The following is a 14,703-nucleotide window of genomic DNA, read 5'->3' on the forward strand; positions in this document are numbered from 1 at the left end:
GCCGGACAACCGTCGCCCGCATGAGTAATCAAGATCGAAAAAACGTATTATCATCCAGCGCGCAGGGATTCACAATTATTTCGCCCCGACTAATGGTTACAATTTATGTGCTTGTTGATTTTGGCCCACCAGGTTTCATCAGACTATCCCCTTTTAGTGGCAGCCAACCGGGATGAGTTTCACGCCAGGCCTACCGCTGCATCCCATTTCTGGCCTGAATACCCGGAGCTGCTGGCTGGCAAGGACCTCCTGCAGGGAGGAACTTGGATGGGCATGACCCGCAGTGGGCGCTTTGCAGCAGTGACTAACTACCGCGACCCGTCACACACACCTGAGGCTCCCCGCTCCCGTGGAGAACTCCCGCTGCAGTACCTAACGGGCTCGCAGACCCCCGAGGACTTCCTTAGCGACATTGCAGCACAGGCGCAGGACTATGCGGGCTTTAATCTTCTGGTGGGCGGTCACGACAGCCTGTGGCATTACACCAACAGCGATACCCAGGGTCCGCAGAACCTGCCCCCTGGCATCTATGGGCTCAGCAACGCCACGCTCGACACACCTTGGCCCAAGGTCGTGCTTGGCAAAGCCAAACTGCTGGCGCTGCTAGAGACCGGCCCGATGTCCCACCGCGCACTGGCCGACGTCGTTTCCAGCCAGCAACTGGCGGACCAAAACAGCCTCATTGCGCAAGGCCTCGACAGCACCATGGAGTCCACATTATCACCTCAGTTTATTGTGACGGACACCTACGGCACGCGCTCCAGCACCACTTTGTGGTTCGATACCCAGGCCCAGGCCAGCTGGCTGGAACAGAGTTTCAATGCACAGGGGGTATTGCAAGAAGTGCAACACAAAGAAATGCGTTTGAGCGACAGGTGAAACAGTGCCTGCGGTAAAGGCGGGCAAGAACATTAGCAATGCCGCGCTACTCTACCGGGCTGTGAATGAACCTTTCCATTCCGTGCTCGGCGAGAAAGCGCTCCAGGCGACGGCTTATCTCATCGGCATAATCCATTGCCATCACTTCTTCCAGCAATTCGCGCGCCTCACTGCCTCGAATATGCCGTAGTGCATTCTTGACTTTAGGAAGACTTGTCGCGTTCATCGACAAGACGTCGTATCCCATTGCCAGCAAGAGCACAGCCGCGCCCGGGTCCCCGGCCAACTCCCCGCAGATTCCAACAGGAACGTTCTCCGTCACACCGGCCACCGCAACTTCTTGAAGCGCCATTAGTACGGCCGGGTGCAAAGATTGATAAAGGCGCGCCACCCGCGCATTATTGCGATCCACTGCCAACAGATACTGCGTCAGATCGTTACTGCCGACCGACAAGAAATCGACGCGTTTGGCCATCGCCCGCGCCTGGTAAACCGCCGACGGCACCTCAACCATGACGCCAATGGGCGGCAGCTTTCCTGCTAAACCGCCTCGGCTGAGCTCACGGTGACAGCGCTTGATCAGATCGAGCGCCTCATCCAGCTCCGGAATATTGCAGACCATGGGCAACATAATACGCAGATTGCCTAGGCCCTCATTGGCCTTGAGCATAGCGCGAACCTGAGCCAGGAATATCTCCGGGTGATCCAGTGTCACGCGAATGCCGCGCCAACCCAGAAAAGGGTTATCTTCTTCGATAGGAAAATACGACAGCGCTTTGTCGCCGCCGATATCCAGCGTGCGCATGGTCACAGGTTTGGGCGCAAAGGCCTCTAATTGCTGGCGATAGATTTGTCGCTGCTCCTCCTCACTGGGAAAACGATCCCTGAGTAGAAACGGCACCTCAGTGCGGTAAAGGCCGACACCCTCAGCACCTTGTTCTAGCGAGCGGGTGACATCCGCCATCAAACCGGTATTCACCCACAGCGGCATGCGATGGCCGTCGAGCGTCACACAGGGCTCGTCTCGCAGCGATTCGAGATCCCGCGAGAGTGCACTGTCTTCGTCAACGATTTGCTGGAAGCGCTGCTTGATCTCGGGCAGGGGGTTGATATGCACGGTGCCGTTATACCCATCGATAATCAACTCGCGGTCTTGCAGCCTGGCATAGGGCAAATCGATCGCACCCATCACCGTAGGCACCCCCATCGCTCGAGCGAGAATGGCAACATGTGAATTGCCCGAGCCACGCACGGATATCAGGCCCACGAGCTTCTCGCGAGGAATCTCTCCGAGGGAGGTCGCCGTCAGCTCCTCACCCACAAGAATCGTCTGGCTCGGGTAGGTCTTCACTTCGTGACTGGCCGCCTGCAGGTAAGCGAGCACTCGCGTACCCAAATCCTTAACATCCACCGCACGTTCTTTCAGGTAACTGTGTTCCATACGCTCAAAATGACGGATGTGCTCTATCATCACTTGGCTCAACGCGCCCTGCGCCCATTGTCCGGCTTTGATCAGACCAACCACTTCCGCGCCAATGGTAGAGTCGTCCAGAATGCTGAGATAGACATCAAACAGCGCATGGTCCTCAGGGCTGAGCTCTGAACCCAGATTGTCAGCAACTCGCTGAATATCTTCCTGCACGCTTTGCAGAGCCTCACGGAAAGCACGAACTTCCGCGCGCCTATTTTTCGCTTGACGCGCTGGAACGGCATAAAGGTCTGCGCCCGGCGACACCACTACAGCAGTGCCAATTGCGATCCCCGCAGCACCGGGCACACCCACAATTTTGGCAGGGGCCGCTCCGTCTAATGCCTGCGACTCGACAACACCGGTAGCCTGCGCATGCGCAATAACACCTGCCAGCTGTGCCGACAGCGTGACCAGAAAAGCTTCTTCACTCTCATCAAAACGACGGCGCTCAGCCTGCTGCACCACCAATACACCCAGCAGACGCCGCTGGTGAATAATGGGCACACCCAAAAATGCGTGAAAGTGCTCCTCCCCAATACCGGGAAGGAATTGAAAGTTGGGGTGATTCTCGGCTTCTTCAAGGTTGACCGGCTCTCCTCGCTCTGCGACCAGACCGATCAGGCCCTCGCCCTCCGCAAGGCTGGCCATACCCACCAACTCTTGGTTTAGTCCTTGGGTCGCCTGAAACACATAGCGCCCGCCCGCCAAATCTCGCATGTACACACTGCACACCTGAGTATTCATAGCTTCACGAACACGGCGCACAGTAATCTGAAGAGCCTCATTCAGCCCACGGGCTGCATTGACCTCCTGAACAATGTGGCGCAGAGTTTCGAGCATAGTGGCTTACGCCCCCTCACGTTTGTCAGTGTAGCGTCCCAACGGCAGGGCCAATTCTTTCATTGCCCTGCGGTAAACCTCGCGCTTGAATGAAACCACCTGATTCAGCGGATACCAATAGCTGACCCATTGCCAATGATCAAACTCAGGCTTGTCATCAAGATCCAGCTGCACCGCCGCGTCATCCTTCAGCAGCCGCAGTAAAAACCATTTTTGTTTCTGCCCGATACACAAAGGCTTTTGGCCCTCACGAACGAATCGCCGCGGCAGCCGATAACGCAACCAGCCTTTGGTAATGCCTAAAACCTCCACCGCGTCCGGCGACAAACCCAACTCTTCATGCAATTCGCGATACAACGCCTGCTCTGGCGACTCTCCCTTGCTAATACCCCCCTGGGGGAACTGCCAGTTATTCTGGCCACCAACCCGCCGAGCCCACAACAACTGGGCCTGGTCGTTGACCAGCATTATTCCAACATTCGGCCGAAAACCGTCTGAATCAATCACTTAAAAAGTTCACCTATTAGTAGAGTAGGGTATTGTTCCACAATTTGCAGGCCCTGAGAAATTTACTATAGCTGACTCTAGGACTATGATATCAATCCTTTTTTCGAGACCCCCACTGTGACACTGGCTATTTTTGACCTCGACAATACCCTAATCGGCGGCGACAGCGACAATCTATGGGGACAATTCCTCTGCGAGCAGCACCTCGTAGAAACTACCGATTACGCCCAGCGCAATGATCAGTTCTATGCTGACTATCAGGCCGGCCAGCTCGATATAGACGCCTATCTTCGCTTCGCCCTCAGTGCATTGAAGGGGCACTCTCCGCGACAACTTAAGGATTGGCATCTAGCCTTCATGGCCAGCAAAATCACACCCATCATGCTACCTAAAGCTGCGGCCCTCATTGACGACCACCGGCAGCGCGGACACGAACTGCTGGTCATTACCGCGACCAATCGCTTCATCACTGAACCTATCGTCCAATCACTGGGCATTCAAAACCTGATTGCCAGCGAAGGAGAAATCATTGACGGCCGCTATACCGGAGAGCCAAGCGGTGTACCCTCCTACCACAGAGGCAAGGTCACCCGGCTCTATGAATGGCTGCATGAGCGCCAGGCCAGCCTCGATGGGGCATGGTTTTATAGCGATTCACGCAATGATCTGCCGCTGTTAGAGCTGATTGATCATCCGGTGGCCGTTGACCCCGATGATGTCTTACGGGCTAGAGCTATTGAGCTCGAGTGGCCAGTGATTTCACTGCGCTGACAGGTCTCGCCACGGCGTCGAGCTTTCGGTTCAGTATTGAGAGATCGCGGCGCAGTGCGTAAAAAAATTCTACACCTTACGCGCAAATACCGCCTTCAAATACTCTGTCTCAGGGATTGCCGGATGAATCGGATGATCTGGCCCCTGAGCGCCCTGCTCAACCACGCGTATACCACAATCAGCCCGCACCGCCGCCTGTTGCATTGCTGTCATCAAATCTGCGCGAGACAGATGCATAGAGCATGATGCGGAAACCAACAGGCCGCCGGGTTGTAATAGCTGCAAGCCCAGGTCATTGATGCGGCGATAGGCCGCTATGCCTTTTTTGAGGTCTTTTTTACGCTGAATAAAGGCGGGCGGATCGAGAATAACCACCTCAAACCGACTGCCCTGCGCAACCATCGCAGCCATCGTCTCGGGCGCAGAACCACGGCGAGTGACGACGCGGGACTCCACTTGATTCAGGCGGGCGTTGGCATCAACACCTTCCAGCGCCTGAGCGGAGCTATCCAGACAACATACCTGGGTTGCACCAAAAGCGGCAGCCTGAACACCCCATCCGCCAATATAGCTGTAGACATCCAGTACGCTTTTATCTTTGACCCAGTTCGCTAGGCGCGCCCTAGACATGCGGTGGTCGTAAAACCAACCGGTCTTCTGGCCATCAAAGACCGGCGCTAGAAATTGCACACCATTCTCTTCTAGGGCAACGTGCTGAGGCACTTCGCCATAAACGACCGCACTGTCAGTGGAAAGCCCCTGCTCCCGACGACTGCGACTGTCGGCCCGCAACAAAATGCCTCGCGGTTGCAGCGTCGCAATCAGCGCCGCCAGTAATGGCTCGCAATAGCGCTCCAGGCCGCTATTGTTGAGCTGCATCACCAAGTAGTCACCGAAACGGTCTATGATCATTCCAGGCAGCGTATCGCTGTCGCCATAAACTAATCGGTAAAAGGATTTTTCAAAAGCCGCCTGCCGCATGGCCAGAGCCGCCTCCAATCTCGACGTAAAGAAGGGGGTATCCATGGCACGCTGCTCGCCGGGCGCGTACATCCTGGCGCAAATAAGTGCACTAGGCTCCATGTAGGCACTGCCGAGCAGCTTGCCATTGGCATTTCTGACCGCCACTAGATCGCCGGCAGAATAACCACTCAGGTGTGAGCGCTGGCTATCAACTTCATTGGAATAGACCCAAAGGTGACCGCCACGCAAACGGTGATCGGCGCCTTTGCGCAAGAAGAGATCAATCACGGGGTATTCCAATCGAGGCTTGAATGCCTATTCGTCTTCACATTGCTGCTGATAATCCTCAGCAGACAACAGTGCATCCAGATCACTGGTGTCAGCAGGCTGCAACTTATAAAACCACCCGTCATTATAGGGGTCGGAGTTGACGATCTCGGGCTCATCTTCAAGCATCGAGTTGATGGCGATCACCTCACCACCCATCGGCGCATAGACATCCGACGCCGCCTTAACCGACTCTACAACGCCAGCATCATCCGCCGCTGCAAAAACAGTTCCCACCTCGGGCAACTCCACAAACACGACATCACCCAACGCTTCCTGCGCATGGTCGGTGATGCCAACCGTCACCGTGCCATCCTCTTCGCGCCGGGCCCATTCGTGTGTAATAGCGTATCTGAGTTCACTTGGCGTCTGGCTCATAGTATTCCCTCTGAAAATATATATCCGGACTCAGCGCTAGGCGCGACGATGAGCGATGCCATTATGGCGCTGTTAAGTGACTCAGTTTAACGGCCCAGTGATGAAAAACAATATCCCTGAGTAACGAAAGAATTACTCCAGTCCCATGGCATGGCGCAGCAGCTGTTGCTTAAGTGGCTGTATCTGGCCCACGACCCGCATACCGGCATTGCGCAACCAGCGCAACGGCAATGACTGCTGTTCAAACAACCGCTTAAAACTGTCCATAGCGGTCATCATCAGTAGGTTGTCACCCTTACGACGGCGCTGATAGCGACGCAGCAACTCCAGCTGCCCTGGACTGACGCCGCGGGTATGGCCGGCCAAAATCTCCTCGGCCAAAACAGCAATATCCTGCAGCCCGAGGTTAATCCCCTGCCCGGCCAAGGGGTGAATCGTGTGCGCCGCGTCTGCCACCAGCGCGACCCCCGGTTGCACATAGTCAACCGCATGACGCTGGCGCAGTGGAAACGCCAAGCGCTTAGTGCTGCCTATCACTGTGCCAACCCGTCCTTCGATAGCACGCTCGAGCGCGGCGCAAAAAGACTGATCCTCCAGCGCCAGCAGGTCATCAACCAGATGTTCCTGCAATGACCACACGATCGAACAGTAGTGGCGTCCGTCCTCGCTGGGCAGCGGCAGCAATGCCAGCGGCCCGGTGGGCAGAAAGCGTTGCCACGCTGTGTTTTCATGCGAGCGGGCAACTTCTACTGTGGCGACAATCGCGTGATGGCCGTAATCCCACTCCCGACTTTCGAACGCCATCATCGTCCTCACCCGTGACAGCGCCCCGTCCGCTGCCACCAATAAATCGGCCTCAAGCGCGCCTCCATCTTCCAGCTCTAACAACATGCGCGAGGAGCTCAGCCGCGTGCAGGTGCTTAGCGCGACCGGATGTAATAGGCTGATGTCGGGAGCGGCCTCAACCCTGGCAAGTAACGCACGGGTGATCACGCGGTTTTCCACGATGTGTCCCAGCTCCGGCAGTTTAACCTCGGCACGGTCAAACTCAATTTCTCCGGTTCCCTGCGCATCCCATACGGTCATATGGTGATAAGCGCAGTAGCGGTAGTCGACGATCGACTGCCATGCCCCCAGCTGTTCCAACAATGCGCGCGATCGCGGCGTCAAGGCACTCACGCGCGGATCAAAATTTTGCAGGCTACAGTCGGTCGGAAATATAGCCGTATCGAGCGGTTGCGCCTCGATCAGTGCAATCGACAAGCCCTCACCGCTGAGTGCAACTGCCAGAGAGGCCCCGGCGATACCCGCGCCGACGATCGCAATATCAAATTGTCGGGTCTCAGCCACTCAATTAACTCCCATTACCCGCTACACCTGCTGCATAACGCACAAACTCTCGCTTGAGACTAGGCATGATGTCCAACCCTGCCAGCGCCAGATCTCGCCCCAGACCCAACACAGGGTCGCCATGCATGAACAGAGCAGGTATGCGATCACTGAATTGTATGGTTCTGTCCTGGTCAGTTTGTTGCCGCTGCTGATAGCGCTGTAGCATCTCCAGATCACCCGGCGCCAACCCGGCAGCAATGCCCTGGCTCAGCACGCGACCCAGTTCGGCCACATCCCGTAGCGCCAGATTGAAACCTTGCCCGGCCACAGGATGCAACGCATGCGCAGCATTACCCATGACGACTATACCTTGGCGTACCTGTTCACTGGACTGCACTAACGATAGGGGGTAAGCGTGACGCTCGCCCACTTTTACCAGACGACCCAGTCGGTAGCCAAAACGTTCCTGAAGAACCTGCAAAAACTCCGCTTCATCACAGTCGCGCAAATGTCGGGCTTGCTCAGCAGGCAAAGTCCACACAAGCGCACTCCGATTCTCTGTGCCGTCTGCCTTAAGCAAGGGTAACAACGCCAAGGGTCCGGTATCGGTAAAACGCTCATAGGCACAACCGCCATGTGGCTCCGCGGAGGCGATGTTCGCGACCAATGCATGTTGTCGATAGGGCTTCTCATTAACGGCCATGCCCAGCTGATCGCGCAGCCGCGAATTGGCACCATCTGCGACCAACAATAGGCCTGCACTAAGACGACTCTTCGATCCCTCGCCCTCCAGCTCAAGGGTGACACTCTTCCCCTCCGGTCTGACGCCAACCACCTTGGCCGGACAGCGCACCTCAACTCGACCTTGTCGATATAACTGTTGAATCAGCGCGTTGCCGAGCCAGGCATTTTCCACCACATAGCCCAGGGCAGGCCAACGGTAATCACTGGCCTGCAAAAGAGTGCTGCCAAATCGACCTCGACTAGAGACATGAATGCTTTCAATGGCGCACAGCCATCGGCGCAAACCTTCCCACACATTCATGTCGTCATAAATCTGGCGGGAGCTGTAGCTCAGTGCTGTAGAGCGCGCATCAAATGCCGGATGATAATCCGGCACGCCGCCCTCGACAGCCGCGGGAATTGGGACGCTCTCTACCAGCAGAATCGTCGTTTGTGCTGGCAACACTGCGCCCAACTGAAGTGCGAGGCTGATGCCTACCATGCCACCACCGGCAATAACAATGTCGAAATGATCAGACATACATCAAGCGGCCATCAGGGCCTCTATCTCCTCTATCGTTTTCGGTACGCCCGCCGTGATGACGTCGCAGCCCTCTTCCGTCACCACCACATCATCCTCTATTCGGATCCCTATACCGCGCCACTTCTTTGCCACGTTGGTGTTGCTCTCAGAGATATAGAGCCCTGGCTCAACGGTCATGACCATACCGGGCTCCAGCACGCGCCATTCCTCGCCGACCCGATAGTCACCGACATCATGCACATCCAGACCCAACCAGTGCCCCACACGGTGCATATAAAAGTCGCGGTAGGCGTTGCGCTTGATCAAGTTCGCGACACTGCCCTTGAGCAACCCCAGAGCAACCAGACCCTGAGTGAAAACCTTCACGCTGGCATCATGTGGCTGATTCCAGTGATTACCGGGCATTATTTCAGCGATAGCCGCCAACTGCGCGCGCAGTACCAGCTCGTAAAGTGCCCGCTGCTCGACACTGAAGCGACCATTGACAGGGAAAGTGCGGGTCACATCCGAGGCATAATATTCCAGCTCACAACCCGCGTCGATTAATACTAGGTCGCCATCACGCATCTTGTCGCTGTTTTCGATATAGTGAAGGACACACGCGTTGCGGCCACTGCCAACAATACTGGGATACGCAGGACATCGGGCACCAGACGTCGCGAACTCGTATTGTATCTCGGCCTCTAACTCATACTCGTACAGGCCACCTCGGCAGACATGCATGGCACGACGATGTGCGCGCGCAGTAATATCCGCAGCCTTGCGCATCAGGCGCAACTCAGCGGCGCTCTTGTATAAACGCAATTCATGCACCATATGATCCAGATCAGTAAATTCCCCAGGGGGAACTGCACCGGTAGATTCCTTGCTGCGAATACTGCTCACCCAACCCATGATTTGGCGATCGAATTCGGTGCTACGCCCCATAGAGTAATAAACGCGTTCTCGCCCTTCAACCAGACCGGGAAGAATCTCGTCGATGTCTCCGATGGGGAAGGCGTCATCTGCGCCGTATTTTTCACACACTCCCTCTGGCCCGGCACGATAGCCGTGCCACAGCTCCAAAGCGGGATCGCGCTCCCGGCAAAAGACCACAAACTGACCATGTCGGCGGCCAGGCAATAGCACCAATACCGCATCTGGCTCGACGAACCCTGACAGATAAAAGAAATCACTGTCCTGACGAAAAGGATACAGCGTGTCCCGACTGCGCACCTGCTCATCGGCGGAAGGTATGATGGCAATACTATTGGGGTCCATCAAAGCGATGAGATTTCTTCGTCGGCGCGCAAACTCAGTCTTACTAATGCTCATAATATCATTCGTCCGCACCCTTGCGGCCATTGAATAGTGATGAAGAGACTACCATAGCTAGTGGAGGAGCCGTTCTGTTTCGGGCGACACATCGCTGTCCTCGGTAGTCGCCAGACTGTCTAAAAATACATTGACCACTGCCGCCCGCAAATACTCCACCAGCTCTATGTAGCTGTCCTCTGCATCTTCCTCGCTCTCATCGTCAGCATGCGCCTGAGCCATGGCAGCAATATCTTTGAGCACCTCCCCGGTATCTTGAGAAAGCGCGGCTGCGGTTTCCTCATTCCCAGCGATCACATAGGCAAAGCCTGACATAAATCCATCGCACCAGCTCGCCAGGGCCGACGCTCTCAAACCGATTTCCTCGTCATCATCAGGCAGCAGGGGTAGGAACGTGAACTCCTCATCCTTCAACGCCACTTCGGTAACGGTGTACAGCTGCATGATGCGACTGGCGAGCTCTCCATGCATTACGATATCGAGGGCCTGAGACAGCGCATCAAGGCCATACTCCGCCTCCGTCGGCGCACCTGTACACAGTATCCCGCAAAGGCAGCCGTGCAACTGGGAGGGCGACACCAACATCCCCTGATCCACCAGGTGATCGGCAAACTCATCGAAGTCAAAAACGCCGACTTCCTCAGCTAGGTCTTCATGCATAGGGTATTCTCCGTGGGAGGTCGCACCCGGCTCGGTGCAGAGGCGCCTCCACTGTTAACTGTAAAAGAGTTGGCAGGCTATTGATATATAAAGATTTTGTGTCGTTGACCTCGATGCCATGCACCACTATAGTAGAACTCCAATAATACTCGTACCAGTATACCCGCATGCCTGTAAATCAACTCAAAGACCTTGAAAATAAAATCGACGAACTTATCGCCTTGTGTGAGGCGTTAAATCGCGAAAATAGTGCGCTCAAGTCAGATGTTGCTGGCTGGGATGATGAGCGAAAGGATCTTATCAACAAGAACGAACTGGCCCGCTCCAAAGTAGAGACCATGATAGATCGCCTGCGCGCAATGGAGTCACAAGTGTGAGCACACCCAACACCACGACCGTCAAGATTCTCGACAAAGACTATCAGGTGACATGCCCCGAAGAGAAGGAAGCAGAACTATTGGTTTCTGCAAAATATCTGGACAAGCAGATGCGCGGGATTCGTGACACGGGTAAGGTTATCGGGCTGGAGCGGATCGCAGTCATGGCGGCGCTCAACATTAGTCACGAACTGCTCCAACCCAATAGTGAGCCGGATGCAAGCAACACTGCGGATGATTCTGTCAAACGCCTTAGCAGCAAGCTGAACAGCGCTCTGCAAGAACTGCGGCAACTCAAAATCAGCTAACGTGCAAAAATTTATTCCTTTATTTGTGGATTATGTGCGGTGCATTAACCGTATCTGAGCTATACTAAGAGTGGGACCCTAGCTTACTCGCCAGACTTTCAGTCCTCGAGCCGATATAGTGTAACCGGGGATTTCTCGTTGCTGTTGGTGTGCATGTCCGGTTTCGGCCGGAAAGCCTTTTTCAGTGCAGGAATCACCACCTTGAACCATCGGGTTCAAGGGCAGTTCTGTCAGCGGTAAGCCGGGAATCCTTTTTTACTATGGCAGATATTCAACGTAGAAAAATTCGACTTCGTAGCGATTTGCGACAGCGCCGAAACACCCTAAATTCTGCCCAACAAGACACCGCAGCCCAAGCTTTAATTCACTCAGTTGTGACGCTTCCGAACTGGGCAAGCGCCCAACGCATTGCCCTGTACTTGGCGACGGATGGAGAAATCGATACCCGTGCCCTGGAAAACGCAGCGCGAGGCCTAGCCAAAGAAATTTTTTTACCCCTTATCACTAACAGCCGTCTCTGCTTTGCGCAGTGGCATGAAGAGGTACTCCTTTCATCCAACCAATATAACATTGCGGAACCGCCAGCAGACGCAGTTCGCTGCCCGGCATCAGATCTGGATATTATTTTTCTCCCCACTGTGGGATGGGACGGGCACGGCGGCCGCCTAGGAATGGGGGGCGGTTTCTATGATCGAACGCTATCTGGAATTTCCGGTCCGTTACTGGTTGGGCTCGCTCATGAAAACCAGCAGGTAGACGAAATTCCTTTAGAAAACTGGGATATCGCACTGGATTATGTGGCCACCGATGTTAGCCTGTATGCTTGCCAACAAAAGGAGCGGTGTCAGTAACGCATCCAGAGTAAAAGGGGACCCCAGCGCACCTTATGAGCCTACGTTTTAGTCTTGACCACTGCCGAGATAGAGCTGATATGCCCGATTATGTGTTTCCTCTGAATACTTGAAATTGATCCGATCCAATACCTGCTCAAATTGTTTCCGCTCAGATTTTCGCACCTGAACCCCAACAAAAATTCGGCCATAGGCGGCGCCATGATTGCGATAATGAAACATAGAAATATTCCAGCTCGATCCCAACCCCGATAGAAACTTGAGCAGAGCACCGGGACGCTCTGGAAATTCGACACGATAAACCCGCTCATCCTGCAATTGGGCCGAGGCATGCCCTCCCACCATATGACGGACATGCAACTTGGCCACCTCGTTATCGGTCATATCCTCAGCGGTGTAACCGCGCTCCCGCAGATCGACTAGCAGTGTCGCCAAATCGTCTCCCCCTGGCGCAATTGAAAGCCCCACAAAAACCTGGGCGGCGTTCGCATCTGCGTAGCGATAATTGAACTCAGTAATACTTCGGCGCCCCAATGCGCTGCAAAACTTTTTAAAACTGCCCGGCCGTTCGGGTACAGTGACACTGATGATAGCCTCCCTTTGCTCGCCAATTTCCGTGCGCTCTGAGATGTATCGCAGACGATCGAAGTTGGTATTGGCGCCGCTGACAATGGCCAATAAATCCTGCCCCTGCACGCCCGTTCGATGTACATACTTTTTTAAACCGGCCAGGGCTAACGCTCCAGCGGGCTCTGCAATACTGCGGGTATCTTCAAAAATGTCCTTGATCGCTGCACACATTTCATCCGTAGATACCGTGATGACTTCCTCTACCGTTTTCCGGATGATGCGAAAAGGCTCCTTACCAATCTGCGCCACAGCGCAGCCGTCGGCGAACAAACCCACCTCAGCAAGGGTATCTCTGCGCCCACGCGATAAAGCCAGCTGCAAACAGGCGGCATCCTCTGGCTCGACACCAATCATCCGCGTCTGTGGCCATGCGGACTTCACGTAAGCAGAAACACCTGCCAATAGGCCTCCTCCACCAACTGGCACGAACAGAGCCTCCAGCGGATTTTGGTGTTGGCGCACGATCTCCATGCCCACAGTGCCCTGCCCTGCGATCACATCCGGATCATCAAACGGGTGCACATACGTCATACCCTTGGCTTGCATAAGCTCCCGGGCCTGCAATGCTGCTTCGTCATAGGAATCACCATGCAGCAGGACCCGCGCGCCAAGGCGACGCACGGCATCTATTTTAATCTGTGGCGTCGTGCGCGGCATGACGATAATAGCCTTCACGCGCAGTTTTTTCGCCGCCATGGCAACCCCTTGTGCATGGTTTCCTGCCGAAGCGGCGATGACTCCACGGCTGCGTTGCTCTGGGGTTAGACGGCTCATCTTGCAGTATGCGCCACGCAATTTGAACGAAAAAATTGGCTGTAAATCTTCACGCTTAAGCAACACTCGATTCCCCAGCCGGCGTGACATCAAGTCCGCTTCATGAATCGGTGTTTCCCGGGCAACATCATAAACCTGCGCGTCGAGAATACGTTTGACGTAGGACTGTGGCATGAGGCATTAACTTCCAGTAGCAGCAGATAGATTAATCATCTTAATAGACCCTGCCCGGCATTTCAGCCGAAACCTCTGTAACGATTGCTGACTCTTTTCGTGATCACAGCAGTGGGGTACTCTATAATGAAACACGCTATACACTATTATGTCCAAGGACAAAACATGACTCAGGATGAATTGAAGCAAGCGGTGGCAGACGCCGCACTTGCCTATATCCAACCCAGACTCGAAAGCGAAACGATCTTGGGTATCGGTACGGGCTCAACCGCTAACCTCTTTATCGACGCGCTCGCCAGGATTAAGGGTCAGATCAATGGCACCGTCGCCAGCTCAGAGGACTCGGCACAGCGACTAAAAAGCCACGGTATTCCAGTATATGAGCTCAATACCGTGGACCAAGTAGACTTTTACGTGGACGGGGCCGATGAAAGCAACCGTGCACTGCAACTGATCAAGGGTGGCGGGGCCGCACTGACCCGTGAAAAAATCGTGTCGGCAGTCGCGCACGAGTTCATCTGTATTGCCGACGAAAGCAAACTGGTACACACCCTCGGAGAGTTTCCACTCCCGGTGGAAGTCATCCCCATGGCCCGTAGTCACGTGGCGCGGGAACTGGTCAAGCTCGGCGGCGACCCGATCTACCGCGAAGGCGTAGTGACTGATAACGGTAATGTGATTCTTGATGTGTACAATTTTTCTATTGCACAACCGTTGTCAATAGAAGGCAAAATCAACAACATCACCGGCGTAGTGACTAATGGATTGTTTGCGCTAAGGCCTGCGGATGTACTCTTTCTTGGAACAAACGAAGGTGTAAAGGCGCTGTATGCTCAGTAAAGTTGAAACCATGTCATGTCACTAAGACAAATCACGTGAC

Annotated in this window: 15 protein-coding genes and 1 other RNA gene; 7 read left to right on the forward strand and 9 right to left on the reverse strand. The window is 54.8% G+C overall.

What is annotated here, in order from left to right:
* The first annotated feature begins 105 nt into the window (after positions 1 to 105).
* Complete coding sequence (locus tag ABXT62_RS16155; protein WP_415356343.1) at positions 106 to 879, forward strand: NRDE family protein; 774 nt, start codon at positions 106 to 108, stop codon at positions 877 to 879.
* 46 nt (positions 880 to 925) lie between these two features.
* Here the strand turns inward: ABXT62_RS16155 and ptsP are convergent, their stop codons facing one another.
* Together ptsP and ABXT62_RS16165 are read right to left on the reverse strand one after the other, a co-directional pair.
* The gene (gene ptsP / locus ABXT62_RS16160) at positions 926 to 3,190 is read right to left on the reverse strand and encodes a phosphoenolpyruvate--protein phosphotransferase (RefSeq protein ID WP_415356344.1); all 2,265 of its coding nucleotides are present in this window, start codon (positions 3,188 to 3,190) and stop codon (positions 926 to 928) included.
* A gap of 6 nt (positions 3,191 to 3,196) precedes the next feature.
* Positions 3,197 to 3,697 carry an RNA pyrophosphohydrolase gene (locus tag ABXT62_RS16165; protein WP_415356345.1) on the reverse strand — a complete coding sequence of 167 codons (501 nt, stop codon included), beginning with the start codon at positions 3,695 to 3,697 and terminating at the stop codon, positions 3,197 to 3,199.
* Positions 3,698 to 3,814: 117 nt separating this feature from the next.
* On the opposite strand from ABXT62_RS16165, the gene ABXT62_RS16170 reads away from it, so the two are divergent.
* A complete protein-coding gene (locus ABXT62_RS16170; protein WP_415356346.1) occupies positions 3,815 to 4,468 on the forward strand; it encodes an HAD family hydrolase in 654 nt (217 codons plus the stop codon).
* Positions 4,469 to 4,537: 69 nt separating this feature from the next.
* Here ABXT62_RS16170 and ABXT62_RS16175 read toward each other — a convergent pair whose 3' ends face one another.
* From ABXT62_RS16175 to ABXT62_RS16200, 6 genes are all read right to left on the reverse strand, one after another.
* A complete protein-coding gene (locus ABXT62_RS16175; protein ID WP_415356347.1) occupies positions 4,538 to 5,719 on the reverse strand; it encodes a class I SAM-dependent rRNA methyltransferase in 1,182 nt (393 codons plus the stop codon).
* Positions 5,720 to 5,746: 27 nt separating this feature from the next.
* The gene (gene gcvH, locus ABXT62_RS16180) at positions 5,747 to 6,136 is read right to left on the reverse strand and encodes a glycine cleavage system protein GcvH (protein WP_415356348.1); all 390 of its coding nucleotides are present in this window, start codon (positions 6,134 to 6,136) and stop codon (positions 5,747 to 5,749) included.
* Positions 6,137 to 6,268: 132 nt separating this feature from the next.
* Positions 6,269 to 7,486 carry a UbiH/UbiF/VisC/COQ6 family ubiquinone biosynthesis hydroxylase gene (locus ABXT62_RS16185; RefSeq protein ID WP_415356349.1) on the reverse strand — a complete coding sequence of 406 codons (1,218 nt, stop codon included), beginning with the start codon at positions 7,484 to 7,486 and terminating at the stop codon, positions 6,269 to 6,271.
* Positions 7,487 to 7,490: 4 nt separating this feature from the next.
* Positions 7,491 to 8,732, reverse strand: a complete 1,242-nt coding sequence (gene ubiH / locus ABXT62_RS16190; RefSeq protein WP_415356350.1) for a 2-octaprenyl-6-methoxyphenyl hydroxylase — start codon at positions 8,730 to 8,732, stop codon at positions 7,491 to 7,493.
* A gap of 3 nt (positions 8,733 to 8,735) precedes the next feature.
* Positions 8,736 to 10,049 carry a Xaa-Pro aminopeptidase gene (gene pepP / locus ABXT62_RS16195; RefSeq protein ID WP_415356351.1) on the reverse strand — a complete coding sequence of 438 codons (1,314 nt, stop codon included), beginning with the start codon at positions 10,047 to 10,049 and terminating at the stop codon, positions 8,736 to 8,738.
* A 57-nt stretch (positions 10,050 to 10,106) separates the two neighbouring features.
* Positions 10,107 to 10,709 (reverse strand): UPF0149 family protein, encoded by a 603-nt coding sequence (locus ABXT62_RS16200; RefSeq protein ID WP_415356352.1) that lies wholly within the window; start codon positions 10,707 to 10,709, stop codon positions 10,107 to 10,109.
* 167 nt (positions 10,710 to 10,876) lie between these two features.
* On the opposite strand from ABXT62_RS16200, the gene ABXT62_RS16205 reads away from it, so the two are divergent.
* The 4 genes from ABXT62_RS16205 (at position 10,877) to ABXT62_RS16220 (ending at position 12,245) form a co-directional block, all read left to right on the forward strand.
* Entirely contained in the window at positions 10,877 to 11,086 is a 210-nt protein-coding gene (locus tag ABXT62_RS16205; protein ID WP_415356353.1) for a TIGR02449 family protein, read from the forward strand.
* Entirely contained in the window at positions 11,083 to 11,394 is a 312-nt protein-coding gene (locus ABXT62_RS16210; protein WP_415356354.1) for a cell division protein ZapA, read from the forward strand. Before ABXT62_RS16205 ends, ABXT62_RS16210 begins: the two co-directional genes overlap by 4 nt.
* A 72-nt stretch (positions 11,395 to 11,466) precedes the next feature.
* Positions 11,467 to 11,646, forward strand: a non-coding RNA gene (gene ssrS / locus ABXT62_RS16215) — 6S RNA.
* 8 nt (positions 11,647 to 11,654) lie between these two features.
* Entirely contained in the window at positions 11,655 to 12,245 is a 591-nt protein-coding gene (locus ABXT62_RS16220) for a 5-formyltetrahydrofolate cyclo-ligase (protein ID WP_415356355.1), read from the forward strand.
* A gap of 48 nt (positions 12,246 to 12,293) precedes the next feature.
* Here the strand turns inward: ABXT62_RS16220 and ilvA are convergent, their stop codons facing one another.
* Positions 12,294 to 13,823 (reverse strand): threonine ammonia-lyase, biosynthetic, encoded by a 1,530-nt coding sequence (gene ilvA / locus ABXT62_RS16225; RefSeq protein ID WP_415356356.1) that lies wholly within the window; start codon positions 13,821 to 13,823, stop codon positions 12,294 to 12,296.
* A 165-nt stretch (positions 13,824 to 13,988) separates the two neighbouring features.
* Here ilvA and rpiA point away from each other — a divergent pair, with 165 nt between their 5' ends.
* Positions 13,989 to 14,663, forward strand: a complete 675-nt coding sequence (rpiA, locus tag ABXT62_RS16230; RefSeq protein WP_415358232.1) for a ribose-5-phosphate isomerase RpiA — start codon at positions 13,989 to 13,991, stop codon at positions 14,661 to 14,663.
* Positions 14,664 to 14,703: the final 40 nt, after the last annotated feature.

Source organism: Halioglobus sp. Uisw_031, assembly GCF_047729875.1.
In the GTDB taxonomy this organism is placed as follows: domain Bacteria; phylum Pseudomonadota; class Gammaproteobacteria; order Pseudomonadales; family Halieaceae; genus Marimicrobium.